Annotated in this window: 27 protein-coding genes; 13 read left to right on the forward strand and 14 right to left on the reverse strand. The window is 31.4% G+C overall.

The window, feature by feature from the left end; genetic code table 11:
• From ACFSSB_RS00005 to ACFSSB_RS00040, 8 genes are all read left to right on the forward strand, one after another.
• A partial coding sequence (locus ACFSSB_RS00005; RefSeq protein ID WP_379899650.1) for a T9SS type A sorting domain-containing protein occupies positions 1–1,165 on the forward strand: 1,165 nt, incomplete at its 5' end.
• An 893-nt stretch (positions 1,166–2,058) separates the two neighbouring features.
• The gene (locus tag ACFSSB_RS16005; RefSeq protein WP_449274554.1) at positions 2,059–2,331 is read left to right on the forward strand and encodes a T9SS type A sorting domain-containing protein; all 273 of its coding nucleotides are present in this window, start codon (positions 2,059–2,061) and stop codon (positions 2,329–2,331) included.
• Between the two features lie 305 nt (positions 2,332–2,636).
• Positions 2,637–4,949, forward strand: coding sequence for a T9SS type A sorting domain-containing protein (locus ACFSSB_RS00015; RefSeq protein ID WP_379899654.1), 2,313 nt, complete (start codon positions 2,637–2,639; stop codon positions 4,947–4,949).
• Between the two features lie 72 nt (positions 4,950–5,021).
• Positions 5,022–6,026 carry a glycosyltransferase gene (locus ACFSSB_RS00020; RefSeq protein ID WP_379899656.1) on the forward strand — a complete coding sequence of 335 codons (1,005 nt, stop codon included), beginning with the start codon at positions 5,022–5,024 and terminating at the stop codon, positions 6,024–6,026.
• The gene (locus ACFSSB_RS00025) at positions 6,026–6,991 is read left to right on the forward strand and encodes a CdaR family protein (RefSeq protein ID WP_379899658.1); all 966 of its coding nucleotides are present in this window, start codon (positions 6,026–6,028) and stop codon (positions 6,989–6,991) included. Before ACFSSB_RS00020 ends, ACFSSB_RS00025 begins: the two co-directional genes overlap by 1 nt.
• Before the next feature lie 68 nt (positions 6,992–7,059).
• Positions 7,060–7,653 (forward strand): dephospho-CoA kinase, encoded by a 594-nt coding sequence (coaE, locus tag ACFSSB_RS00030; RefSeq protein WP_379899660.1) that lies wholly within the window; start codon positions 7,060–7,062, stop codon positions 7,651–7,653.
• 70 nt (positions 7,654–7,723) lie between these two features.
• Positions 7,724–9,301 (forward strand): sensor histidine kinase, encoded by a 1,578-nt coding sequence (locus ACFSSB_RS00035; protein ID WP_379899662.1) that lies wholly within the window; start codon positions 7,724–7,726, stop codon positions 9,299–9,301.
• Between the two features lie 4 nt (positions 9,302–9,305).
• Positions 9,306–10,016, forward strand: a complete 711-nt coding sequence (locus tag ACFSSB_RS00040) for a response regulator transcription factor (protein ID WP_379899664.1) — start codon at positions 9,306–9,308, stop codon at positions 10,014–10,016.
• Positions 10,017–10,140: 124 nt separating this feature from the next.
• On the opposite strand, the gene ACFSSB_RS00045 is transcribed toward ACFSSB_RS00040, so the two are convergent.
• The 11 genes from ACFSSB_RS00045 to ACFSSB_RS00095 all read right to left on the reverse strand — a co-directional run bounded on the left by ACFSSB_RS00045 (position 10,141) and on the right by ACFSSB_RS00095 (position 21,127).
• Positions 10,141–10,608: a DinB family protein gene (locus ACFSSB_RS00045; protein ID WP_379899666.1), complete on the reverse strand. Its 468-nt coding sequence runs from the start codon at positions 10,606–10,608 to the stop codon at positions 10,141–10,143.
• A 167-nt stretch (positions 10,609–10,775) separates the two neighbouring features.
• Positions 10,776–11,285, reverse strand: a complete 510-nt coding sequence (locus ACFSSB_RS00050) for a YybH family protein (RefSeq protein WP_379899668.1) — start codon at positions 11,283–11,285, stop codon at positions 10,776–10,778.
• Positions 11,266–12,192, reverse strand: a complete 927-nt coding sequence (gene miaA / locus ACFSSB_RS00055; RefSeq protein ID WP_379900335.1) for a tRNA (adenosine(37)-N6)-dimethylallyltransferase MiaA — start codon at positions 12,190–12,192, stop codon at positions 11,266–11,268. Before miaA ends, ACFSSB_RS00050 begins: the two co-directional genes overlap by 20 nt.
• A 31-nt stretch (positions 12,193–12,223) precedes the next feature.
• Positions 12,224–13,099: an ion transporter gene (locus ACFSSB_RS00060; protein ID WP_379899670.1), complete on the reverse strand. Its 876-nt coding sequence runs from the start codon at positions 13,097–13,099 to the stop codon at positions 12,224–12,226.
• Positions 13,100–13,126: 27 nt separating this feature from the next.
• The gene (locus ACFSSB_RS00065) at positions 13,127–15,088 is read right to left on the reverse strand and encodes a DUF3857 domain-containing protein (protein ID WP_379899672.1); all 1,962 of its coding nucleotides are present in this window, start codon (positions 15,086–15,088) and stop codon (positions 13,127–13,129) included.
• Positions 15,089–16,453, reverse strand: coding sequence for an exonuclease domain-containing protein (locus ACFSSB_RS00070; RefSeq protein WP_379899674.1), 1,365 nt, complete (start codon positions 16,451–16,453; stop codon positions 15,089–15,091).
• A 174-nt stretch (positions 16,454–16,627) separates the two neighbouring features.
• Positions 16,628–17,290 (reverse strand): YggS family pyridoxal phosphate-dependent enzyme, encoded by a 663-nt coding sequence (locus tag ACFSSB_RS00075; RefSeq protein ID WP_379899676.1) that lies wholly within the window; start codon positions 17,288–17,290, stop codon positions 16,628–16,630.
• Between the two features lie 84 nt (positions 17,291–17,374).
• A complete protein-coding gene (locus ACFSSB_RS00080) occupies positions 17,375–18,613 on the reverse strand; it encodes a DUF1015 domain-containing protein (protein WP_379899678.1) in 1,239 nt (412 codons plus the stop codon).
• 44 nt (positions 18,614–18,657) lie between these two features.
• Complete coding sequence (locus ACFSSB_RS00085) at positions 18,658–19,026, reverse strand: four helix bundle protein (RefSeq protein WP_379899681.1); 369 nt, start codon at positions 19,024–19,026, stop codon at positions 18,658–18,660.
• 71 nt (positions 19,027–19,097) lie between these two features.
• Complete coding sequence (locus ACFSSB_RS00090) at positions 19,098–19,988, reverse strand: 3-hydroxybutyryl-CoA dehydrogenase (RefSeq protein ID WP_379899684.1); 891 nt, start codon at positions 19,986–19,988, stop codon at positions 19,098–19,100.
• A 179-nt stretch (positions 19,989–20,167) separates the two neighbouring features.
• Positions 20,168–21,127, reverse strand: a complete 960-nt coding sequence (locus ACFSSB_RS00095; RefSeq protein ID WP_379899686.1) for a Gfo/Idh/MocA family protein — start codon at positions 21,125–21,127, stop codon at positions 20,168–20,170.
• A gap of 209 nt (positions 21,128–21,336) precedes the next feature.
• Between ACFSSB_RS00095 and ACFSSB_RS00100 the strand changes: the two genes are divergently transcribed.
• Positions 21,337–21,609: a hypothetical protein gene (locus ACFSSB_RS00100; RefSeq protein WP_379899688.1), complete on the forward strand. Its 273-nt coding sequence runs from the start codon at positions 21,337–21,339 to the stop codon at positions 21,607–21,609.
• A gap of 119 nt (positions 21,610–21,728) precedes the next feature.
• The gene (locus tag ACFSSB_RS00105; RefSeq protein WP_379899690.1) at positions 21,729–22,370 is read left to right on the forward strand and encodes a protein-L-isoaspartate(D-aspartate) O-methyltransferase; all 642 of its coding nucleotides are present in this window, start codon (positions 21,729–21,731) and stop codon (positions 22,368–22,370) included.
• A 96-nt stretch (positions 22,371–22,466) separates the two neighbouring features.
• Here the strand turns inward: ACFSSB_RS00105 and smpB are convergent, their stop codons facing one another.
• Positions 22,467–22,922, reverse strand: coding sequence for an SsrA-binding protein SmpB (gene smpB, locus ACFSSB_RS00110; protein WP_379899693.1), 456 nt, complete (start codon positions 22,920–22,922; stop codon positions 22,467–22,469).
• 85 nt (positions 22,923–23,007) lie between these two features.
• Here smpB and ACFSSB_RS00115 point away from each other — a divergent pair, with 85 nt between their 5' ends.
• Positions 23,008–23,745, forward strand: a complete 738-nt coding sequence (locus ACFSSB_RS00115; protein WP_379899695.1) for a DUF6503 family protein — start codon at positions 23,008–23,010, stop codon at positions 23,743–23,745.
• 28 nt (positions 23,746–23,773) lie between these two features.
• Here ACFSSB_RS00115 and deoD read toward each other — a convergent pair whose 3' ends face one another.
• Together deoD and deoC are read right to left on the reverse strand one after the other, a co-directional pair.
• Positions 23,774–24,472, reverse strand: coding sequence for a purine-nucleoside phosphorylase (gene deoD, locus ACFSSB_RS00120; RefSeq protein ID WP_379899697.1), 699 nt, complete (start codon positions 24,470–24,472; stop codon positions 23,774–23,776).
• A gap of 45 nt (positions 24,473–24,517) precedes the next feature.
• Positions 24,518–25,186 carry a deoxyribose-phosphate aldolase gene (deoC, locus tag ACFSSB_RS00125; protein WP_379899699.1) on the reverse strand — a complete coding sequence of 223 codons (669 nt, stop codon included), beginning with the start codon at positions 25,184–25,186 and terminating at the stop codon, positions 24,518–24,520.
• A gap of 175 nt (positions 25,187–25,361) precedes the next feature.
• Here deoC and ACFSSB_RS00130 point away from each other — a divergent pair, with 175 nt between their 5' ends.
• Positions 25,362–26,018 carry an OmpW/AlkL family protein gene (locus ACFSSB_RS00130; RefSeq protein WP_379899701.1) on the forward strand — a complete coding sequence of 219 codons (657 nt, stop codon included), beginning with the start codon at positions 25,362–25,364 and terminating at the stop codon, positions 26,016–26,018.
• A gap of 173 nt (positions 26,019–26,191) precedes the next feature.
• On the forward strand, positions 26,192–26,368 hold the full coding sequence (locus ACFSSB_RS00135) for a hypothetical protein (protein WP_379899703.1): 177 nt from the start codon (positions 26,192–26,194) through the stop codon (positions 26,366–26,368).
• Positions 26,369–26,410 lie beyond the last annotated feature (42 nt).

Here is a 26,410-nt window from a genome sequence, read left to right on the forward strand (position 1 = left end):
TGTACCTGCGTCAGGAGGATTTATTTATGATGATATTGTGACTCCTGGATATAGTTCTATTGTTGAGGTATACACAGGTTCTTGTGGTGCTTTAACGCCTTTAGATCCTGTAGTTTGTAATAGCTCTGGATCAGAAAAAACATTTGATGGATTAACTCCTGGAACAACAGTGTATTTAAGATATTGGGATTACAGTAGTAATGATGAAGGTGTATTAGAATTTTGTATTAAGCCAACGCCTTCATGTCCAGTTCCTTCCGGGCTAACAGTATCAAATATTGCAGAAACTACAGCAGATTTAACATGGACGGAAGAAGGAGGTGCTACTACTTGGAATATAGAATGGGGAACTGCTCCATTAACTCAAGGAGCAGGTACCATGGTAATGGGTACTACTACCAATCCTCATGCTTTAACCGGTTTAACAGCTGATACAGAATATGAATATTATGTGCAAGCAGATTGTGGTGGAGAAACAAGTGCTTGGGCTGGTCCTTTTAGTTTTACAACATCACCTCCTCCTCCAGCTTGTGGTGGTAATTTCTATGATAACGGTGGAGTGAGTTCAGATTATGCTAGTAGCACAAATGAAACTACAACAATTTGTCCAGACGTACCAGGTGATGCTGTAAATGTAACCTTTACATTCTTTAGTACAGAAAATAATGGTAGTACGGATTGTTGGGATGGTCTAACCATTTATGATGGTCCAGATAATACATATCCAATCATTAGTCCTACTACAGGAGATATTTGGTGTTGGGATAGAGATGATGCAACTCCTTCAGGTACTGGTGATTTACAAGGAATGACCATTACATCTACAGATGGGTCAGGGTGTTTAACTTTTGTATTTACTTCAGATAGCTCACTTACTAGAGAAGGATGGGAAGCAACTGTAGCATGTACTCCATTAAGTTTAGAAGATTATGGGTTAACAGGATTTACTTATTTTCCTAATCCTGTAAATAATGTATTGTCTTTAAGAGGTGCTAAAGAGATTAATAACATAGCTATTTATAATATGTTAGGGCAAGAAGTTCTACGTACTGCTCCTAATGCGGTAAATACAGATGTTGATATGTCTAACTTACAAGCAGGTGCTTACTTTGTTAAAGTGACTATTGGTAACGCAACAAAAACAGTAAAAGTAATTAAGAACTAATTTTTTAGCTCTTTTTAAATATTTTAAAAGCCACCTTTTTAGGTGGCTTTTTTTATGCTTAATATTTTGTAATTATATAATTATTTTACTACGATGTAATGTAAAATTGATTTTATTCTCTCTAGTAGGTTGAATATCATTTATTTAGGTTTTTTTTCTTACAAAAAACATGTTTTTATAGTAAAAAAAGCAGTTTATCGGTGTTTTATGTGTTTTGTCTATTATGTATTCTTTTTGCTTTTTACTTTAATTATTATTAATAGTTTTAGACATTACATTAATAATATTTTAATAAAAATTAATTTTACATGAAAAAAACTACTTTATTATTTTTTGCAATGTTTGCCTTTTTTTTGCAAGCTAATGCACAATCCATAATTAATATTACTACCTCAGGAGGTAGTTATACAAGTGAAAAATGGGTGTCTATAACCGATGGTGTAGATGNCTGTGGTGGTGGAGATACAAGTGCTTGGGCTGGTCCTTTTAGTTTTACTACAACTACGGCACCACCAGAGTGTGGAGGTAACTTCTACGATACTGGTGGATCAGCTTCAAGCTATTCTAATAATGAAAATTATACAATAACTATTTGTCCTGATGCTTCTGGTGATGCAGTAAGTGTCGCTTTTACAAGTTTTCTAGTAGAAGGTCGTGCTGAGGATACCTGTTGGGATAGTTTATTTATTTATGATGGTGCAGATGAAACAGCTACACCAATTACTCCAGCAAGTTTAGGTTTAGGTGCTGGAACTGAAGGTTTTTGTTGGCAAGGAGTTAATGATGGTACAGCAGATTTAACAGGAGAAGTAATAACATCTTCTGATGCTTCAGGTTGTTTAACCTTTACTTTTACTTCTGATGGTACAACTCAATTGGCTGGATGGGAAGCTATGATTGGTTGTGAGCCATTATCTGTGCAAGATATAGCTTTCAATGATTTGTTTAGTTATTTTCCAAATCCGGTAAATAATAACTTAACGTTAACTGCTCAAAAAGATATTGAAAATATAGCTGTGTATAATATGTTAGGGCAAGAAGTATTACGTACTGCTCCTAATGCGGTAAATACAGAGGTTAATATGTCTGCTTTACAAGCAGGTGCTTACTTTGTTAAAGTAACTATTGGTAACGCAACAGAAACAGTAAAAGTAATTAAGAAATAATAACTCTTATTCATAATAGTAAAAAGCCACCTTTTAGGTGGCTTTTTTTTTACACCTAATATTTTGTAATTATTTAAACCTTTTACTAAAAATGTAATCTTAAACTGACTTTAGTAAAGCTAACGAGTTGTTTGTCATTGCTTTATGTTTTTCTTTTGATAAAACGTGGTATTATGCTAAATATAACGCTTTATCGGTATTTTACATTTTTTTATCTATAATATGTAATTTTAACATTTTACTTTAATTATTATTATTAGTTTTAGCGTTTATATTAATAATTCCCTAATAAAAATTGATTAAACATGAAAAAAACTACCCTATTTTTAATTTTCAGCATTTTAGCTTCAGCTTTGAGTTCTTATGCGCAAACACTGAACCAAGGTGCTTCTTGGCCTAATTCAGATTGGACACTTACAGGAACCTATAATGTTAGTGCATTATTATCAGACCCTACAGTAGGAGATGCAACATTTAGTTTTGATGATGATGCTGCAGGCTCATCGTCTAATGATGATCTTCAGCTTACATCACCAATTATTGATTTAACTGCTGCACGTGATGCAGGAGAAACATGGATTACTGTTAGTGGAGATATTGTTTATAGAGCATTAACCGGAGAAGTTTTGGCAATCGAGGTGTATGATGCAGATGCAATGACTTGGTCTGTATTAGAAACGTTTACTGGAAACTCTACAAACACAGATTTTCAAACTTGTGCAAATGTAGAAGCGTATACAAGTGCTGTTTTTGATATTTCAGGATATACAGCAACACAATTATCAGGCTTTCAATATCGCTTTTCGTATGACGATGATGATGCTTGGAAATGGGGATGGTGTATAGGTTCTCCTACAATTGCATCTCAAACTCCGCCAGCGTGTTTAGACCCTAGTATGTTAACAGCTGGTAATATAACAGATACAACAGCAGATTTAAGTTGGACAGAAAATGGAACTGCTACTGCATGGGATATTGAAATAGTGGATAGTGGTGCAACAGCTACAGGAAATCCAACTGCAAATGGAGTTACAAACCCGTATACAGCAATGTCACTAACAGCTGTAACGGCATATGATTTTTATGTAAGAGCAGATTGTGGTGTTGATGGTACTTCAGAATGGGTTGGTCCTTTTACTTTTACTACAGAATGTGATGCAATTACTGCAGAGTATATTGAAGATTTTGAAACTTTTACAACGCAAACTTCTGCTTTCGTAGAGGAAAACTGCTGGTCTGCAACGGGTGGATCATACTACTGGGAATCTGCTCCAGGGACAGATGTAGGTTCAGGTTCAACGGGTCCAGACCCATCGATTACTACAGGAAATTATTTCTATGTAGAAGCAACGAGTGGAAGTGCTGGAGATGTTACAGACTTAGTATCTCCTTTAGTAGATTTAGCAGCTCTTGCAACGCCAACATTAATGTTTAATTACCATATGTATGGTAGTGCTATAGGAACATTAGATGTACTTGTAAATGGTACTACTAATGTATGGTCTTTAAGTGGAGAGCAACAAGCAGATGCAGTAACTCCATGGGATTTAGCTGTAATTGATTTGTCTTCGTATGCAGGGCAAACTGTTAGTATTACATTTAGAGCTACTAGAGCAGATTCTTATGCAGGAGATATAGCTATTGATAATGTAGCATTTACAGAATTACCAACATGCCCATTTCCAACAGGTTTAACAGCTACAAATGTTGCAGAAACAACAGCAGACCTTAGTTGGGTTGAAAATGGAACTGCTACAATGTGGAATATTGAATGGGGAGTAGCTCCATTAACGCAAGGTACAGGTACATTGATTACAGGTGCTACTAGTAATCCTTTATCTCTAACAGCATTAACACCTTCTACAACTTATGAGTACTATGTGCAAGCTGATTGTGGTGGAGATGCTAGTGATTGGACAGGACCTTATTCTTTTACAACTATGACACCTGCTCCTGCAAATGATGATGCTTCAGGAGCTATCGCTCTTTCTGTTGGAGATACACTTTGCGAAACACAAGTTACTGCTTCTACAGCAGGAGCTACAACTTCTATTGAAGCAGATGCTGATTGTGGTTCTACTCCTGGTACAGATGTATGGTTTAGTGTAACAGTTCCTGTAACGGGAGAGGTAAATATTGAAATATCTTCTGTAGACGGTTCTGTTTTTGGCGATTCTGTTATGGCTGTTTATTCAGGTACAGTAGGTGCCTTAGTGGAAATTGACTGTAATGATGATGGTGGTGATGGACTTTACTCAATGATTGAGTTAGTAGGTTTAACTGAAGGAGATGTTATATATGTAAGAGTTTGGGAATATGGTTATGATGAAGATGAATTTAGCATTTGTGCATGGTCACCAACATCTCTTAGTGTAGCTGATAATACTTTTGAGTCATTCAATTACTATCCAAATCCAGTGAATGATAACTTAACTTTAAAAGCACAAAAAGATATAGAAAACATAGCTGTTTACAATATGTTAGGGCAAGAAGTATTACGTACTGCGCCTAATGCAGTAAATACAGAGGTTAATATGTCTGCTTTACAAGCTGGTGCTTACTTTGTTAAAGTAACTATTGGTGACGCAACAGAAACAGTAAAAGTAATTAAGAAATAATCACTCTTTTAATAATTGTAAAAAGCCACCTTTTAGGTGGCTTTTTTTATGTGTAACACCTACATTTGTGTTATGCAATTAGAATTTTCATTCATCATACCAGTATATAACAGACCTCAAGAAATAGAAGAGTTACTACATAGCTTTACAGGGCTAAATACAACGCTAAAGTATCAAATTGTTATTGTTGAAGATGGCTCTACAATAAGCGCAAAAGAGGTTGTAAGTGCGTATAAAGACCAACTTAATATTGCATATTACTATAAACCAAATTCAGGACCTGGTGACTCTAGAAACTTTGGTATGCAACAAGCAACCGGAAACTACTTTATTATTCTAGATAGCGATTGCATTTTACCTGCTAATTATTTAGAGGAAGTTGTTAATAGTTTAGAAAAGGAATATGTAGATTGTTTTGGTGGTCCTGATGCTGCAGATAAATCTTTTACAAACCTTCAAAAAGCTATAAATTTTGCCATGACTTCTTTTATAACTACAGGAGGTATTAGAGGAAATAAAAATAGCGTAAATACCTTTCAGCCAAGAAGCTTTAATATGGGTATTTCTAAAGAAGCATTTTTAAAAACAAAAGGTTTTGGTAGTATACATCCTGGTGAAGATCCAGATTTATCTATTCGATTATGGAACCTAGGCTATAAAACAAAGCTTATACCTAAAGCATTTGTATATCATAAAAGAAGAATTTCTTGGTCAAAATTTTACAAACAAGTTTTTAAATTTGGTATGGTAAGACCTATACTTAATTCTTGGCATCCACAAACAAAAAAAATAACCTATTGGTTTCCTAGTCTTTTTAGTTTAGGACTTATTTTAGCTATACTTTTAACTTTGTTTAATTTTAAAATACTATTATATGTATATGCTTTGTACTTTGTTTTAGCATTTGTTTTAGCTATATTAAAAACAAAAAATATAGGTATAGCAATACAGGCTATGTTTGCAATTTGTATTCAGTTTTTTGGGTATGGTTATGGTTTTTTAAAAGCAACAATAGTAGTAGGGTTTTTAAATAAAAATCCAGAAGTACAATTTCCAGAATTATTTTTTAAAAATTAATGATAAATAAAATTAAATCTGAAATCTTATCATTTGTAAAAACAAAAAAAATAAATATATTTTTATTGTTTTTAGCGCTAGCATTTATCATTTTATTACTTACTAAACTATCTAAAAGTTATACCAATACCTTTGTTTTTACTATTAATAAAATACATGTGCCTGAAGAAGAGGTAATATTAAATGATACTAGTCAAGTATTAGAAATTACCTTAAAAACCTTTGGTTTTAATTTATTACAGTACCATTTTGCAAAGCCAGAAATAAATATAGATTTTGCTAAAAATATTGATAAAACAGATTCTGCTTATGTGTGGAATAAAAATAAAGCCTTTGCTAATTTGCATAGCCAGTTTAGTAAAAACATAGAATTAGTAAATATTGTACCAGATAGTTTGTGGTTTGCTTATGATGTAAATGCGGTTAAAAAAGTTCCTGTAAAGCTGCTCTCTAAAATTAGTTATAGTCCAGGATATAATGTAACAGGAGCTATTAAGGTAGAGCCAGATTCGGTTAAAATTATAGGAGCTAAAGCTATTTTAGATACTATTGATGAAATAGAAACCGATACTGTTGTTTTAAACAACGTAAAGCAAAACATATCTAAAACCGCAAATTTAAAAATTCAAAAATTTCAAAAAGATTTAAAGTTCTCTGTTAAAAAAGTTGGTTTTAAAGTCCAAGTAGAAAAATATACAGAAGGGACCTTACCTATTACTGTGCATATTATAAATGTACCAATAGGTGTGCATTTAAAATACTTTCCTAAAAAAGTAAACGTTTCTTATTATACCAGTTTGGCTAACTTTAATAGCATTAAACCAAAAGATTTTAAAGTGGTTTGTGATTATAGTAAACTAGTTAAAGGGCAAACAAGATTAGTTCCTGAGCTTGAAAAAATGCCAGAAACAGCAAAATACTTCAAAATTAAACAAGAGTTTGTAGAGTTTATTATCACAGAATAAACCATAATAAGACTAGAAAAAAAGAGATACGTTTCTTATATTATACCAACGTATTTAAATAATAGCATATGAAAATAGTAGGTCTTACAGGAGGAATAGGAAGTGGAAAAACTACAGTAGCAAAAGAGTTTAGTAAACTTGGTGTACCTATTTATATAGCAGATGACGAAGCTAAAAAACTCATGAATAGCTCTAAAACTATTCAAAGAGAATTGGTAGCACTTTTTGGTGAAGAAGCGTATAAAGACCAAGAATTAAACAGGCCATATTTAGCAAAACTTATTTTTAATAACGAAGCGCTTTTGCAAAAAATGAATGCTATTGTGCATCCTAAAGTAGCAGATCATTTTAAAAACTGGTTAAAAAAACAAGACGCACCATATATTATTAAAGAAGTAGCCATCTTGTTTGAAAACGGAAGTTACAAGCAATGCGATTATGTTATAACAGTAACCGCAGCAATAGAAACCAGAAAAGAACGTTTATTAAAAAGAGATGTTACTACAGTTGCTAAAATTGAAGCAATTATGAATAACCAATGGCCAGACCAAAAAAAAATAGAACGCTCGCAATTTGTTATTTATAATGATATTCTAGAAGACACCATAGTTCAGGTGCAGAAAACGCATAATAGTATACTTGAGGATATAGCAAGTCTATAATTTTAACATTTTTGTTAATGTAAGGTTAAAAGCTATAATAGCTAAATGTTAAAATGTTAATTTTGACCAGATGAGCAAAAAACTATTCGTCTTACTAATTATTTTAATGAGTTTATCGCTTATAGGAATTATTTCTGTACAAGCATATTACATAAAAAACTCTGTAGATAATAAAAAAGAGCAGTTTAACTTTAATGTAAAAAAAGCATTAACTTATACTACTGCAGCAATAGAAAATAAAGAGCTAGATAAGTATTATACCATGTATCAACAGCTTGCAGAACAGCAAAAGCAAGCAGATACGGTTGCCATAAAAAACTTATTTATAGTACAGCAAAATCAAAACACTAATGAGACAATAGTGTATAAAAGTGGCATTTTTGAAGAAAATTACACCTTGTCTTCAGCGTTCTTTGATATAGGTTTAGATAGAGACAGCATAAATATTCAGAAAATATTAAGCAATTCTGAAACAAAGATATACACTAATTCAACAGGTTCTAAAGAGTTAAATATGAATCCTGTTTTAAGTATTTCTAACTCCGGAAGACTTACAGAAGCAGAAAAAATTAATTTCGAAAAATCGTTTAGAATCATGGCAAGTAGATTGCCTATTCATCAAAGAGTTTTAAGCAAAGAAATTAATAGATTATTAAAAAAACAGCTAAATGAAGATAATATTAATATCGATTTTCAATTTGCAATTTATGATAATGATCTAGCAACAAAAGTGCAAAGTGAATCTTTTGAGTTACAAAATGCATCCACCTTTAGTGTTCCTATTTTTGAAAACGAATTAAACGCGAATAATTATAGGTTACTCGTCAATTTTCCAGAACACAATAAATTTATTTGGTCGTCTATAATTACCATGATGCTATTATCTGTGGTATTTACTTCCATTATAATTTTAGCATATGCAAGTGCTTTATTACAGCTTTTTAAGCAACGTAAAATCTCTGAAATTAAAACAGATTTTATTAACAATATGACGCATGAGTTTAAAACTCCTATTGCTACTATTAACCTGGCTTTAGACGCTATTAAAAACCCTAAAATTATAGAAGATAAAACCAAGGTGTTGCGTTATCTTAATATGATAAAAGAAGAGAACAAACGCATGCATGCACAGGTGGAAAATGTGCTTAGAATATCTAAACTTGAAAAAAATGAATTAAATATTAGTAAGGAAAATGTAGACTTGCACGACCTAATAGAAGATGCGATGACACATGTAGAGTTAATTATTGAAGATAAGAAGGGATACTTAAAAACAAATTTAAGTGCAGAGAAAACTTCGGTCTTAGCAAATGATACTCATTTTACTAATGTTATAGTAAATATTCTGGATAATGCCATTAAGTATTCTCCAGGAGCACCAGAAATAGAAGTATCTACAGAAAATGTAGGAGAAAATATTTTATTAAAAATAAAAGACCACGGAAGTGGTATGAGCAAAGTAGCTCAAAAACGTGTTTTTGAAAAATTTTATAGAGAACACACAGGAAATATACATAACGTAAAAGGCCATGGTTTAGGACTTGCTTATGTAAAAAGAATGGTAGAAGACCATCAAGGTTATATATCTGTAGAAAGTGAAAAAGAAAAAGGAAGTACTTTTACAATAAGACTTCCACTAATATCATAAAGCTATGAATGAACAACAAAAAAGGATATTATTAGTAGAAGACGACCCAAATTTTGGAACCGTTTTAAAAGATTATTTAATGATGAATGATTACGAAGTTACACATGCCAAAAATGGTATGGAAGGCTTTGAAAAATTTAAAAAAGACGATTTTGATTTATGTATCTTAGACGTAATGATGCCTTATAAAGATGGCTTTACATTAGCAAAAGAAATACGCGAAAAAAATGCAGAAGTGCCTATTATTTTCTTAACTGCAAAAGCAATGAAAGAAGATGTGCTTAAAGGGTATAAAGTAGGTGCAGATGATTATTTAAATAAACCATTTGATAGCGAAGTGCTATTAATGAAAATTAAAGCTATTATACAACGTAAAGCATCTGATTCTGTTGCAGATAGTAAGCAATTTGAATTTAAAATTGGCGGATTTGATTTAAACTCTAAACTGCGTTTTTTAACGTATAAAGATGGAAATCAGGTAAAATTATCGCCTAAAGAAAATGAACTTCTACGTTTATTGGCATTACATGAAAATGATTTAATGCCTAGAGAATTAGCATTAACAAAAATATGGAGAGATGATAATTATTTCACCTCTAGAAGTATGGATGTGTATATTGCTAAACTACGTAAATATTTAAAGCTAGATGATAAAGTAGAAATACTTAATATTCATGGCGAAGGCTTTAGATTAGTTGTTAATACAGAAGCTTAATAGTAATAGTTAGTGTTGATAAAATTCCAGTTGTATTTGGTGTAACCAATGCATCTGGAATTTTTATGTTTAAAAACAATTCCTTTTTAGTATATATCTATTGTTGGGTGTTTTTTTTTATTCTCTAATCCCATATCTCTGGACGATCAATCTTCATTGCTCTTAAATAGGAAAGGAAATGTCCAGCGTGCACAGATTCATGATACCCAATTCGTAATAAATATTTTCTGAGATTTTTTTTCTCTCCATTTCCTGGGTGAATGATTTCTGTTTCGTTTAATTCTCTATCCGAAAATTGACGAACGCTTTCTAAAAAAGTATTCCTATAAGGTTTAGCAAATTCAAGTTCGTCAGAAACACTAATAAATGGCCTGTTTTGCCATGGTGTTTGATAATTGGTCATATTCCCTTTATTGATTATTATATTCCACCCATAATCGGCTTCCAAAACATGTCTAATCATTTCTATGGCAGACATTGCTTTTTCGTCAGGTTTCCAATTGTAATATTCCTCAGGGAGTCCATTCCAGAGTTTTATACTTCTTCTCCTAATCTCTGTAAAGTTTAAAATTATGAGTTCAGATTGTGTCATTTTGTTTGTTTTCTTGAATGTTGTTTTACATTACAGCCAATTGATTATTATAAATCTTCTGTAGTTTTTTTTTATAAAGTCAATTTCTTTTTTTGTTTTAAGACGTGTTTATGCCTATAGATTTACTCTAATTAACCAATGCTAGCGTTAGTAGAACTTGCTCTTTTTTATGGTTTGTCTGTAGATTTTTCTATAGAACTTGCATGATCTTTAATTACATACCATGTATTATCTATTTTTTGAAGAGCATAACTTACATACATTCTATTAAAGTAAGGTTTGCCATCACGATCTGGCTCTTTGTAAGTTATTTCGGTTATTGCAATTCCAAATTCTTTTCCAATTTTAGTATCTAATATTTTGGTATCAAAAGTCCAAGGAGTTTCTATAGCAAACCAGTTTTTATGATATTTTATAAATTCGTCAACTGTATTGGTAATTTCGGTTTTGGGTAGAATGAGTTGCATGTTTCCGTTAGGAGACAATGTGCTTTTTAATGTGGTTAAATCTTTATTGCTAACAGCATCTAAGTGTGTTTGCATGGTTTCAATAAAAAGCAGCTCGTTTTGTGCTTCGTAATTAATAAGAGGGTTTTTTGTGTCTTTTTTAGTACAAGAAAAAAAGATAAAAGAAATAAAAACTAAAAGTAGGTATGTATTACTCTTTATTAATTTCATGGTTTATTTTTTTTAGTATTGTTTCTAAATCTGTTAAATAATCAAACCACAAGGTGTTTTCATTTCTTTTAAACCAAGTAAGCTGTCGTTTAGCAAATCTTCTAGAATTCTTTTTTATTTCGCTAATAGCAAAATCTAAAGTCCATTCTTTACTAAAATAATTAAATATTTCTTTATAACCAACTGTATTTAAAGCGTTTAAATTTTTATAAGGAAGTAGCTTTTGTACTTCGTCTAGTAAACCTTCTTGCATCATGATGTCTACACGCTTATTTATTCTGTTATAAATAATTTCACGCTCTGCAGTTAAGCCTATAGTAATGGTTGTAAACGGTCTGTTGTTTTTGTTTTTATTTAAAAACGAAGAATATGGCTTTTGGGTACCAATACAAATCTCTAATGCGCGAATAACACGTTGCGGATTTTTTAAAGCAATAGTATTATAGGTTTCTTCGTCTAATACTTTTAGTATGTTTTGAAGTACCTCTAGACCTTCGTTTTCTAGTTGAGCATTTAGTTTTTCTCTAATGCTTTTATCTACATCAGGAAAGTGATCTAATCCCTTTGTAACCGCATCTACATACAAGCCAGAGCCACCAACCATAATAACAACGTCATGTGTTTTAAATAGCGTATTTAGTTTTTTTAGAGCATCTTTTTCAAAAGCACCAACATTATACGTTTCTTCAATAGATTTATGATGAATAAAATGATGTGGTGCTGCCGCCAATTCTGATGGAGTAGGAGCAGCAGTACCAATTTGCATTTCTTTAAAGAACTGCCTAGAATCTGCTGAAATTATTTCGGTATTAAAATAATTGGCAAGTTTAATGCTTAACGATGTTTTTCCTATGGCTGTAGGACCAACAATAGAAAGTAAATACTTGGTGTTGTTTGTAGTGGTAATAGCTTTTGGTTTTAGGAATCTATTATTCTATTTATAATTTGTAACCACATTGATCACAATATTTGGCTTTGTCTTTATGTTTTGTGTTTAAACAATTAGAGCAAGTTTGTGAATTAACATCTATTTCATCAGGATGTTTTGGTAAAGGTGAAATAGCATGCGCATCCTCATTTTCTGTTTCTTTTTCCTTTTTAGAATATTCTGCGGTAACAATTCCTGTTGGTACAGCTATAATACCATAACCCATAATCATAATCAACGAAGCTATAATTTGACCTAGTGGTGTTTGTGGTGTTATGTCTCCAAATCCTACTGTAGTAAGCGTTACTATACACCAATAAACACTTTTTGGTATATTGTCAAAACCGTGTTCTTTACCTTCTATTAGGTACATAACTGTCCCTAAAATAATCGTGATAATAAGTACGGCAAGCATAAAGACAGATATTTTGGCTCTACTTGCTCTTAGTGCAGAAACTAAATGGTTAGATGCAGATAAAAAACGTACCAGTTTTAAAACTCTAAAAATACGTAACAGCCTAATAGCTCTAAAAGCAACTAAGGCATGTGTACCTACAAAAATTAAGGATAAGTATTTAGGTATGGTAGAAAGTAAGTCTATAATACCATAAAAACTAGTTACATATTTAAGTGGTTGTTTAACAGAAATAATACGTAAAATATATTCTATTGAGAATAAGATGGTGATTACCCATTCTGAAACATTAAAGAAGGTATGGTATTTACTGTCTAAAGATTCTATACTCTCTAGCATAACCAATAATATACTAGCTATAATGGCTATTAGTAAAACAATGTCAAAAAACTTACCTGCAGGAGTATCTGCTTCATAAATAACTTCATGAACTTTAAGTTTCCAGTTAGATTTTGGTTTTGCTTCAGGCATGTATCAAAAATAGTGAAAAGAGTTTAATTACTTTCTTTTTAACACTATAGTAGTGTTTTTTTGCAAATTAACAACATGATTCATTAATTCTTTCATATACGGATAATATTCTTTTACATATATTTCTTTGTTAAAGCTTAGTTTAAAAAATACAACAATTTCATTGTTTTTAACCGAAGTGGTGCATAGCAGTTTTCCTGCGTTATCGGGTAAATTTAGGTTAATGCTTTTTGGTGTTTCTATAATTTCAAACGCATCATCTATATGTATTTTGTAGTAATACATAAAACCACTTTTGTAGCCAAAATCTATTGGATAAGATCGTTCTTGAAGTTTAAATGGGTTTTCTTCAAAAAATGTAAACAGAAAAGGATTTACATATAAAAAGTCGCCAATTTTTTCTGTGGTATAGTTTATATTAAAATGTTCTTTAAAGTCTAAACTATTTATTTCTTGGGTTTCGGCAGCATAATCAGAAATGGTAATGTTTTCATTATTTTCTGTTAAGTAATTTTCATGTTGCGAAGCATTAGAAAAATAGGATTCTTTTTCGGGTAATGCATGATATCCTGCAGTAGTAAAGTCCACCTTTCCGTTTATATTTTCATCTTTATCTAAAACAAGATCGACCTTGTATCTGGTGTTAGATACTACAGAACTGTTAATATCTATCCATTCACTACCATTTTTAAAATCTAAAAGTCTTCCGTATTGGTTTAAGCATTTAAAAGGAAGTTGCCCAAAGTGTAAGTATTTGTTTGTAGCATCTAATAAATAAGTTTTGTTGTCTATAGTTGCTTGTACTACTAGGTAATTAAAATCAGAAATTACAGGGTAAATAGTTGTAGGTAAACCATTATTTCTTGTAGAAAGCAGAATAGGTTTTACAGCAATACCAGATGCATTAAGTAGGTTGTGTAATAGTATATTTATTTCAGAGACACTACCAGATTTTTTGTCTATCAAGTCTTTTACAGAAACATCTTTAAAAATTTGATAGTTGCCATTCCAAGTGTAATTTTCTTGTATGTTTTTATAAATAAGTTCTGCTTTTTTTAAGGCATCTTTTTCATTTAAAGTAGATTGCGATAAAAGAGCTTCTTTTTTTATGTTTTTATTTAATTGTTTACCAATGCTGTTGTTTGCTTTAATCTCTTTATCTGTGGTTTCCCAAGTTTTTGTAATATTATCAATGACACCATCAAAACCTTGAAAGACCTTTAATTCATATTCTATTCTAGATAAGTAATTATCTCTAGTAGTCATATAGTCTTCCTCAATAAAAGCAGGAATATCTTTCATGACATAAATAGATTCTGTACAATCTGCAGAGCCACCAAGACCAACCTCTAAGCACGATTTTTTTACTTCTGCCTCATTTTTAAATAATTGGTTTTTACCAACCAGTTTAATGTTATAGTTGTAGTTACCAGGAATGCTCGTGTTGTATTCGCTATATAATTTAGGAATATCTCCTTGAAACTCCCAACTTTTGTATTTGTAAACAAAAGGTAAGGTTACTCTGTAGCTATACGTAATAACAGAACCTTCTTGAATATTGGGCAATGTAAACTTTACAAGCGTGTAGTTTTCGTTATACTTTTCTGTATAAATCTCGCTTTCTTTAAGTTTGGTTCTAGTAATTCTACCATCTATTAAATTATGCGTGGTAGCATTTATATTACTAATTTTTTCTTTTTTGTTTTTAGAGTTATAGAGATAGACTAAAATGGTTGCTTGGTCAAAACCTTTTCTGTTTAGTATTTTTAGTTTTTGTTTAAACTCATGGGTTAATTTAAAAGACTGGTTATTAACATAGCTCTTACCATATTCATACAAAACTAGAGCATTAGCAGTAGAGTCTTTTTCATAAACATTAGTTTCTAGGTCGCTTCTAGAAATAGAAATATTGTTAGAATTAAATTGTTGTGCTTGTGAGGTAAGTATTGATGTAAATAGAAATAAAAGCAGTAGGTAGTTTTTTATCATTTAATCTAGATTTATGACCTTTAGTTTTTTATTGCGTCTTAAATAGGTTTTTATAATGTGTTGCGTGTCTTTGTTATTTTGCATTGGCGTAATTATAGATTGCAACACTTCAATGTTATTTATTTGATAGTTTAAATTATAAAAACCAATACCTTTAAAAACTCCATTTTGAATGAGTATTGCAGCACGCTCATCTACCTCACGCCCTCTGTCAATAATAACCATGTTTTCATTAATAAAGGAGTTTTTGTCTATAAGTTGTTGTACGCGTTGGTTGTAGCTTTCTGCAGGTTCTTCTAGTACACAAGCACCTTCGCAAGATTTTACCGTATAATTAAAACAACTTGTTTTTGTATCGTATAAACCTGTAAGTTTTTGGCATAGATTGTATTCTTCTACGCGATTAAACATAAAGCTTCTAGCGCTTTGTCTATTGCTAAAAGTGGTTATAGGTTTCTTTTTACCATCCACTTTTTCAATTTTTAAATGGATATAGCCATTTTTGTCTGTAAAACTATACAAGCCATGCGTGAAAACGGTTTTTCTTAAGGCTCTGTTGTAAATAGGTTTGTTTTGTTTAATAGCTTCGCTTTCTTTTAATAAAGCAACAAGTTCACTACCACAAGCTTCATAGGTTACTGCAGTAACTTGTAGTTGCATTTTTTTAGACTTATGCGTGGTACTTGTAAAATGCTGATTAATGCGTTTTCTTATGTTTTTACTTTTACCAATATAAATAATTTCACCATCTGCTTTGTGCATATAATATACTCCAGTAATGGCTGGCAAGCTCTCAATAATATTTAATAGTTTAGACTCTACTTGGTTTTTAGGCTCTTGTTTTATAGATTCTTGAATAATGTTTTTTTTCAAGTCTTTATCTAATAACATTTTAAAGAGCTTTACAGTAGCAAAAGCATCTCCTGCAGCTCTATGTCTGTCTGCAACAGGAATACCTAAGGCTCTAGTAAGTTTACCTAAACTGTAGGAAGGTTGATCTGGAATTAAATCTTTAGAAAGCTCTACAGTACACAAAGTTTTACGTTTAAACTCAAAGCCTAGTCTTCTAAATTCTGTTCGTAAAATACGATAATCAAATTTTGCATTGTGCGCAACAAGAATGGTGTCTTCAGTAATTTCTACTATGCGTTTTGCTACTTCATAAAACTTAGGAGCATTGCGTAGCATGTTACTGTTTATTCCAGTTAGGTTAACTACAAATGGTTGTATTTCTCGTTCTGGATTAATTAGGCTTATAAATTGGTCTACTACTTCATGACCATCATATTTATAAATAGCAATTTCTGTGATGCCTTCTTCATTATATTTACCTCCAGTGGTTTCTATGTCTACTATTGTGTACAATACAGTTAAAAATTTATAGTTAAAACTAAACGTGAATTTGTTTTCGCTTTTCTAGTTTTAATTGTCTAAACTAACATTTTTATTGGTTCTTTATTAGAAAAAGTTAAAGTTTTATAGGTGTTCCTTTTTATATACGTGGTGTGGTACATAAATGAAATTCAATAATTTGTTTCTTTAACCTCTAACACCAAAGATACTACTTCCAACGCGAACCATAGTGCTACCACATTGTATTGCTAATTTAAAATCACCACTCATTCCCATACTAATTACTTGTAGGTTGCTATTTGTAGTTTGCTGTGATTTTAAGTCTTCAAAAGTATTTTTTAAAAAGCTAAATTCTCTTTTAATTTGTTCTTGATCTTCTGTAAAAGTAGCCATTCCCATAACACCAACCACATTCACATTTTTTAATTCTGAAAAGGCTTCTGATTGTAAAATCTCGGAAGCTTCATTGGCAGACATTCCAAATTTAGTGTCTTCTGAAGCAATTTTAATTTGTAACAAACAATCAATTATTCGATCGTGTTTTGCAGCTTGTTTGTTTATTTCTTTTAGCGTTTTAAAATTTTCTACACCATGAATTAAAGTCACAAAACTTGCTATATATTTTACTTTATTGCGTTGTACATGACCTATCATATGCCATTGAATGTCTTTTGGCATTTCTTCATACTTATCTACCATATCCTGAATCTTGTTTTCGCCAAATATGCGTTGTCCAGCTTTGTAGGCTTGCATGATATCGCTAACAGGTTTGGTTTTAGAAACAGCAACAAGGGTTACGTTTTCTGGTAGTTGTTCTTGTATGTCTTGCAGGTTTTTTGTTATGCTCATTGGTTTGTTTCTTTTTTATAGACAGCTAGATGTTTCTTAAAATGGCAAGTACTACCTTATTTACTTTTAGCTATAGCCTTTAGTTTAAAATTCATAAATGGTTACTCCGCTTCGTAGTTTTGGTTCAATGTATGTGCTTTTTGGAGGCATTTTTAATCCGTCGTCAGCAATTTTTTTCATTTCATTAATGTTAACAGGAACCATTCCGAAACCTACAGCATATTCACCACTATCTATCATGCTTTTTAAATTTATAATATCTTTTTTTCCGTTAAGATATTTAATTCGGTTGTCGTTTCTTAAATCGTTAATTCCTAAAATAGGTTGTAAAATAGTAGTGTACAATAACTGCGCATCAAGAGCATCTAGTGCATTTTTAAATGTATAACGGGTTTTTCGTAAATATAAGGAATAAAACTCGCCATCTAAATACATGCTAAAATGATGTTTTTTGCTTGGTTTATATGGTATTTCTCCTCTGTTTTCTATTCTAAAAACAGTGTCTAATTTAATTAAAAAAGCTTCTTTGCTTAAACCGTTTAAATCTTTTATTAAGCGATTAAATTCATGAATTCGCAATTCGGATTCTGGAATTAAAAAACTCATAAAAAAGTTATAAGGCTCTGTGCCATTGTGTTTAGGGTTGTTCTTTTTTAAATCTTTACACAACAAATAGGAAGAAGAAGAACGATGATGCCCATCTGCTATATAAATGGTTTTCATTTTATTAAATTCTTCGGCAATGGTTTTAATGGTTGCTTCGTCTTGTATTTTCCAAAGGTAATGCGTGTCTCTATACGTGGTAGTAAATTCAAATTCTGCACGTTCCTTTTCAGTGTTTTTTAAAATAGAAGCAATAATGGTATTGTCAGGATAGGTTAGTAGTACAGGCTCTGCGTTAAAACCAACTGTTTTTAAATAATCTTTAAAAACAGTTTCTCTATTTTCTAGAGTGTCTTCGTGTTTTTTTATGATGTCTTTTTCATAATCTTCTGCACTAGCAGCAGCTACAATACCATGAAAAACTTGCTTTTCTCTATCTACAATTTTATAAATGTAGTAACTAGGTTTTTTGTCTTGAACAAAAATATGGTCTTCTTTAAATTCTAAATACCTGTTTTTTACTAGCGTATAGCGTTCTTCGCCAGTAATTTCATGCGCGTATTTATAACCAGGATTTACAATATGCAAAAAGGAAAAAGGGTTGTAGTCTAGTCGTGCTTCACGTTCAGCTTGTGTGTAAGTTTGGTAGGAGCGTGAGGCTACTAAACTTACTTTGTCTCTTGTTGGACGTACTGCTTTAAACGGAATTATTTTTGGCATAAAATGTAGTCATCAGTATTCAGTGGTCAGTAAACAATAGTTTGTTACTTCGAACCAAATTTATTTGGATTTTGAATCATATAGTTAATTAATTTACCGACTTCAATACTTTTTGCTGTTAAATCATCAAAAGTTTCTTGGTCAATATATGCACAAGCAAATGAAAACTCTAGCCATGTTTGTGTTTCAGAATTCTCTGCATCACTATCTGAAAGTTTGCTAATAAAATGTTTTGGGTAACGCCTTTTTCTATAGGCTTCCGCTAGATTTGCACATACACTTCTTGAAGATCTTCTAACTTGATCTGTTAACGAATATGTTTCCTCTTTTGGAAAAGATTTTGAAAGGTTATAAATATTCATTGCTAACGCAAATCCTTTTTTATAAGCCAATAAATCTTGAAACCTTAACATCTTTTAATTTTCAATAAACCTTTATTCTTTAAAACTTACTGACCACTGACCACTGACCACTGACCACTATTTTACTTAACAAACTGCTTCGAAACTTTCTCAGCTTTTTTGCTTTCAGAGTAATCATAAAAACCTTCACCAGATTTTACACCTAGTTTTCCTGCTCTTACCATGTTTACTAATAAAGGACAAGGAGCGTATTTTGGGTTTTTAAATCCGTCATACATTACATTTAATATAGAAAGACAAATATCTAATCCAATAAAATCGGCTAATTGTAATGGACCCATAGGATGCGCCATACCTAATTTCATAACGGTATCAATTTCTTGAACACCAGCAACACCATTGTATAAAGTTTCAATAGCCTCGTTTAGCATAGGCATTAAAATACGGTTAGCAACAAATCCTGGGTAGTCATTTACTTCGGTTGGTGTTTTTCCTAATTCTTTAGAAAGCGCCATGATGGTATTGGTAACTGCATCACTTGTATTGTAACCTCTAATAATTTCTACCAATTTCATGATTGGTACAGGATTCATAAAATGCATACCAATTACCTTTTCTGGTCTGTTGGTTACTGCTGCTATTTGTGTAATAGAAATAGAAGAGGTATTAGATGCTAAAATAGTATCTGCAGCACAAGCTTTATCTAATTGCTTAAAAATATTAAGTTTTAATTCTACATTTTCTGTAGCAGCTTCTACAACCAGTTCTACATTTTTAACACCTTCTTCTATGTTAGTAAATGTAGTAATGTTTCCTAAGGTATTTGCTTTGTCAGCTTCGGTAATTTTTTCTTTAGCAACCATTCTGTCTAAGTTTTTAGAAATGGTGGCTATTCCTCTTTCTAAAGAAGCTTCGCTAATATCTATTAGTTGTACATTAAATCCAGATTGAGCAAAGGTATGTGCAATACCATTTCCCATGGTTCCTGCTCCAATTACTGCTATGTTTTTCATAAAAAATATATTTTTCTTTTCCGCGAAAGCGAAAACCTGTTGTTTTTTTATTTCCATAAAAATGGAAAACTATTTATCTTTAATTATACACTCTTCTTTTTTTTGATTTCTTTTACTAACGAAATCAAAATTGGTTTTCTTCTATAGTAGAAGCGAAGAGCAAACGTTGTGATTATTGTTTAAAACTGATCAATAATCATATTGGCAACACGTAAGGCTTCTGTACCATCGTGAAGTGTAACTATTGGTTTGGTGTTGGTATTAATGGCTTTTGCAAAAGACTCTAACTCGTCAAGAATAGCGTTGTTTCCTGCTATTTCAGGATTGTCAAAATAGATTTGTTTTTTAACGCCTTCTGCGTTTTGTAAAATCATATCAAAGTCTCCAGGGTTTTCAGGAGCGTCTTTCATTTTAACAACCTCACATTTCTTTTCTAAGAAATCAACAGACACATAGGCATCACGTTGAAAGAAACGTGATTTTCGCATGTTTTTTAAAGAAATTCTACTTGCTGTTAAGTTAGCAACACAACCGTTTACAAATTCTATTCGTGCATTGGCTATATCTGGCGTATCACTAATTACAGATACACCACTTGCGCTAACATGCTTTACTTTAGATTGTACAACGCTTAAAATAATGTCTATATCGTGAATCATTAAATCTAAAACCACAGGAACATCTGTACCACGAGGATTAAATTCTGCAAGTCTATGTGTTTCTATAAACATTGGCTTGTCTAACATATCTTTAACTGCTATAAAAGCAGGATTAAAGCGTTCTACATGACCAACTTGCCCTTTAACACCATGTTCTGCAACTAAGGTTCTTATGGTTTCGGCTTCTTCAACAGTATTGGTTATTGGTTTTTCAATAAAAATATGTTTGCCTTTTGCTATGGCTTGTCTAGCACAGTCGTAGTGCGAAAGCGTAGGCGTTACAATGTCTACAACATCTACAGCTTCTATAAGTTTTTCAATAGAGTTAAAATAAGTGTAGCCAAATTCTTCAGCTACTTTTTTTGCGTTTTCTTCGTTAGCATCATAGAAACCAACGAGGTTATATTTTTCAGATTGATTAAGTAATCTTAAATGAATTTTCCCTAGATGACCAGCACCAAGAACACCTGCTTTTAGCATACTTTTACGTTTTTAACAAAAATAAGATTTTTAATTTTTTTATTGTTATTTATTAGGGAACTTTTTAAAGGAATTCCTTTTAAGATTCTCTTAACGCGTTTTTAACGCAAGTTTGTGAATTGTACGAAATCTATTGTTAATGAGCGCTTCGTAAATATAATGTACTACTTATAAGAGCACATTTTGTTTCACTTTAATTCTATAATATCATGAAAAAATTAATCCTAACATTAAGCGCAGTATTTTTTATTGCCACTACTATTTCAGCAAGTAACGGAAATCAAGAAATACAAAAAAAATATTTACAAGAAAAGTTGCATTCTTATAAGAATAGCTATAAAAAAGATATGTATTTATGGGAAGTAGAAAGTAACTACGGAAAAGCTTCAGGTTACGCTACATCTCTTGAAAAAGCCAAAGAAATGATTGCCTTGGTTGGTAAAAAAGATGTTACTACATTTAAAATAATTGTATCTAATTAATCCTTCATTTAATAAAATACGAAGCATCAAGTGGTTATAATTTGATGCTTTTTTTTTGCCGTTTTTTTACTTGTCTTAAAAATGTTTGTTTAATTTTAGCATTCTAAACTAACTCATTTTTGAAAGATACTTTTAAACACCAAGGATTAAGACAAAAACTAGTAGATGTTCTAGTTATCAAGGGAATACAAGATAAACAAGTTCTAGCAGCAATTAGAAAAATACCAAGACATTTGTTCATGGATTCAAGCTTTTTAGATCATGCGTATCAAGATAAAGCATTTCCTATTGCAGCAGATCAAACTATTTCGCAACCTTATACTGTTGCTTTTCAATCTGAATTATTACAAGTAAAACCTTCTGATAAAGTTTTAGAAATAGGAACAGGAAGTGGTTACCAAACAGCTGTTTTATGTGAGTTAGGAGCAAAAGTATATAGTATTGAAAGACAACAAGAGCTCTTTAAAAAAACAAGTAAGTTTTTGCCTAAATTAGGATATAGACCTAAAAAACTCATTTTTGGTGATGGTTATAAGGGTTTAAAAGAAGAAGCGCCTTTTGCTAGTATTATTGTAACTGCTGGAGCTCCTTTTGTGCCAAAGCCTTTATTAAGTCAGTTGGCTATTGGAGGACGCTTAGTGATTCCTGTTGGTAATGATGTGCAAACAATGACGCTGTTTATAAGAAAAGGAGAAAAGGAATTTGAAAAATACGAATTTGGCGAGTTTCGTTTTGTGCCTTTATTAGAAGATAAAAATTAGTAGGTAGTCTGTTGGTAAAAACAGAAGAACATATAAACTTAATAAAACAGAAGTATACTTAGTATTCTTCTGTTTTAAAATCTACCTGTTTATAAATTAAAAATTCTTTTTAATCCTGTCTAAGTTACGCTTGTTATCTCTGTCTTTTATAGTTTCTCTTTTGTCATAAAGTTTTTTTCCTTTAGCAAGAGCAATAACCAGTTTAGCTAATCCTTTTTCATTTATAAATAATCGCAACGGAACAATTGTTAATCCTTTTGTGTTAACGTCTTTAGCTAGTTTTTTTAATTCGCGTTTGTTTAATAATAACTTGCGTTCTGCCTTTGGTCTGTGGTTGTAATAATTACCATAGACATATTCTTGAATGGTCATGTTTATTACAAACAATTCGTTTTGCTCATTAAACTCACAAAAACTTTCAGCAATAGAAGCTTTACTATCTCTAATAGATTTTATTTCGGTTCCAGTTAAAACAATGCCAGCAGTATACTTATCTAGTATCTCATACTCGAATTTGGCCTTTTTGTTTCTTATGTTTACAGTGTTTTGCATGTTTGCCAAAATTACACAATTAAATTAAGTACTAAAATGTTATTAATTGATTAATTTTCCGACAACCTAAATAAAAAATTATTTCATGCAAAAGTTACTCCTTCTAATTGTAATTAGTTTTCTGTTTATAGCTTGTAATACAGAAAAAACCGAAACAGCAGATGCTATTATAAATAAGGCTATTACTGTGGCTGGCGGAAAAAAATATACAGATGCAGAAATACATTTTAATTTTAGAGGTATCAAGTATACTTCTGTTAGAAAAAACGAAATATACCAATATGAACGTGAGTTTCAAGATTCGGTTACTGTAATTCGTGATGTTTTAAATAATAAAGGATTTAAAAGATATGTAGATCATGCCGAAGTTTCTGTAGCAGATAGTATGGCAGTAAAGTATGCGGCTTCTGTAAATTCGGTACATTATTTTGCTTTATTGCCTTACGGATTAAATGATAAAGCAGTTGTAAAAACAAAACTTGAAGAGGTAGCTATTCACGGAAAAAATTACCATAAAATTAAAGTAACCTTTCAAGAAGATGGAGGAGGAGAAGATTTTGATGATGTGTTTGTGTACTGGGTAAATAAAGAAAGCTATACAGTAGATTATTTAGCTTATTCTTATCAAGAAGCATCTGGTATAGGTATGCGTTTTCGCGAAGCCTATATTGTGCAAACGGTTAACGGATTGCGTTTTGTAGATTATAATAATTATAAACCAACAGACAAAAACCTTAGCCTTTTAGAAATGGATAAGGCTTTTGAAAATGGTAAATTACAACTACTTTCTAAAATAGAATTAAAAGATATACAGGTAAAATAAATATAGTTGCGTTTGGTAAAACAAGCAATTAGGCAATTTCTATAGCAATTTCTATCATGTCTTTAAAAGTAGTTTCTCTTTCTTTACTTGTTGTTTTTTCTCCTGTTACTAATGAGTCTGAAATAGTAAGAATGGTAAGCGCATTTACATTGTGTTTTGCAGCAACAGTATATAAGCCTGCGGTTTCCATTTCTACACAAAGCACACCAAATTTGCTCCACTTTTTATACGATTCAAAATCATCTGCATAAAACTCATCACTAGTAAAAATATTTCCAGCTTTAATAGGAATATTTTTTTCTTTTGCAGCTTCAATAGCTTTATTAAAAAGTTCAAAATTTGCAGTAGGAGCATAATCAGCACCACCAAAACGCTGCTCATTTAATCCAGAGTTAGAAGAGGCAGCCATTGCTAATACTACATCTCTAATTTTTATATGTTCTTGGTAAGAACCTGCGCTACCTACACGTATAAGGTTTTTTACATCAAACTGTGTAATTAATTCATGTGCATAAATAGAAATACTTGGTACTCCCATTCCTGTTCCCATTACAGAAATGCGTTTTCCTTGATAGGTTCCTGTATAACCAAGCATGCCTCTAACTTCATTAAAGCAAACAGGGTTTTCAAAAAAAGTTTCGGCAATCCATTTTGCGCGTAAAGGATCTCCTGGTAATAATATAGTTTCTGCAATATCGCCTTTGTTGGCTCCAATATGTATGCTCATTTGTTTTGGTATATATACTTAATATTAAATGTCTAGTTCTTGTTGTTAATAGTTGTCTTCTTCAGTATGGATTCCTGTAACAATAGCAATACCGTTTGAGGTTCCAATTCTATCTACACCAAGATTAATGTATGCTAAAGCTGTTTTTGTATCTCTAATTCCTCCAGAAGCTTTTATTTTAGTTTTGCCATTGGCAATAACCGATTGCATGAGTTTTACATCTTCCATAGTTGCTCCTCCTGTACCAAAGCCTGTAGACGTTTTAATAAAATCTGCTCCAGCTTGTATCGCTAAGGCACTTGCTTTTTTTATTTCTTCAGCATCTAAATAACAGGTTTCTAAAATTACTTTTAAAGTATGGTTGGGCATTTCCTTTTTTACCAAAGCAATATCTTCAGTAACCAATTCAAATGCATTGCTTTTTAAATAACCAATATTTAAAACCATATCAATTTCATCTGCACCATCTTGTAATGCTTGTTTGGTTTCTGCAACTTTAGCCTTAGTACTCATGGCTCCTAAAGGAAAACCAATAACACTACATACTTTAACCTCTGAGTTTTTTAGTTGCTCTTTTACTAAAGCAACATGGCAAGAGTTTACACAAACCGAAAAGAAATCATGTGTTATGGCTTCTTTACAGGTTTTAATGATATCAACATTTGTTGCTGTAGCTTTTAAAAGCGTGTGATCTATGTATTTGTTTAATTTCATTTTAAATCAAAAATTATCAATAAAATTACTTCATTTTTTTTAAACGAAGATGGGTTTTTAGGTATTATTCTAAAATAATATAAGCCTAAAAAATAAAATTTCAACCTATGATTTTTATCATCTTTTATGGCTTTTTTCACTGTTAATTTTGTTTAAAATTTAAACCCAATTAATTATGAAAAAATTATTTATATTAGCTTTATTAGCAACTTTTGCTTTTAATGCTGCCAACGCACAAGAAAGTACTACTGTAGAAGATGCAAGTTTTACTAAGTTTCAATTAAGAGTAAGAGCTTTAGCTGTAGTACCTAATGAGTCTGCAACAATAGACGCTATTGGTGGAAATGTAACTATTGCTAATGACTATGTGCCAGAATTAGATTTAACCTATTTTTTTACTAAAAACATAGCGGCAGAATTAATTTTAGCAACTACACAACACGATGTAAAAGCAGTAGCTACTGCTGCTGGAGATATTCCGTTAGGAGATGTAAGATTATTGCCTCCAACCTTAACTTTACAATATCATTTTAATAGTGAAATGGTACATCCATATGTTGGAGCAGGTGTTAATTATACATTGTTTTATGATGCAAATTCAGGTCCTGTAGCAGATGAGGTAGAATATGATAATGCTTTTGGTTTTGCTTTTCAATTAGGATTTGATTTTGATATTACAGACAAATGGTTTATTAACATAGATGCAAAATATCTATTGTTAAACACAGATGTTACTGTTGATGCTACTACTGCATTAGGAGCTACTGTTGGTGCTGATGTTGATATTGATCCTTTTATTGCAGGTATTGGTATTGGTTACAAACTGTTTTAGTTTTTAATACATTTAAATGCAAAGGTCGCTTTTAGCGACCTTTTTTTTTGGTCTAAACGTTTTGATGTTGATTTAGTGTATTGGGAGTCAATTGGTTATTTGAAAGATGATATTGCGCTTTTTAACGATTGACCTTTTGTTTTTTTTTGTTGCTTATTCCTTTTTGCTCTACCTTGAAATTGCTAATCAATTTAAATTATGAAAAAACTAAAAAATATGATATATCTATTACTCAATTTGGTGATGGTTCTGTTACATTAACCAAAGACAATATGCAATCTGCTGTTTATTTTTATACACTTTATGTGGATGGGAAAAAAATAGCTTCTAAACGTTTAATGGTAGATTAATCGTTTTCTATAAATAGATACAACAAAAAAACAGCGTGCATC

It is taken from the genome of Lacinutrix gracilariae (assembly GCF_042684485.1).
Taxonomy (GTDB): domain Bacteria; phylum Bacteroidota; class Bacteroidia; order Flavobacteriales; family Flavobacteriaceae; genus Oceanihabitans; species Oceanihabitans gracilariae.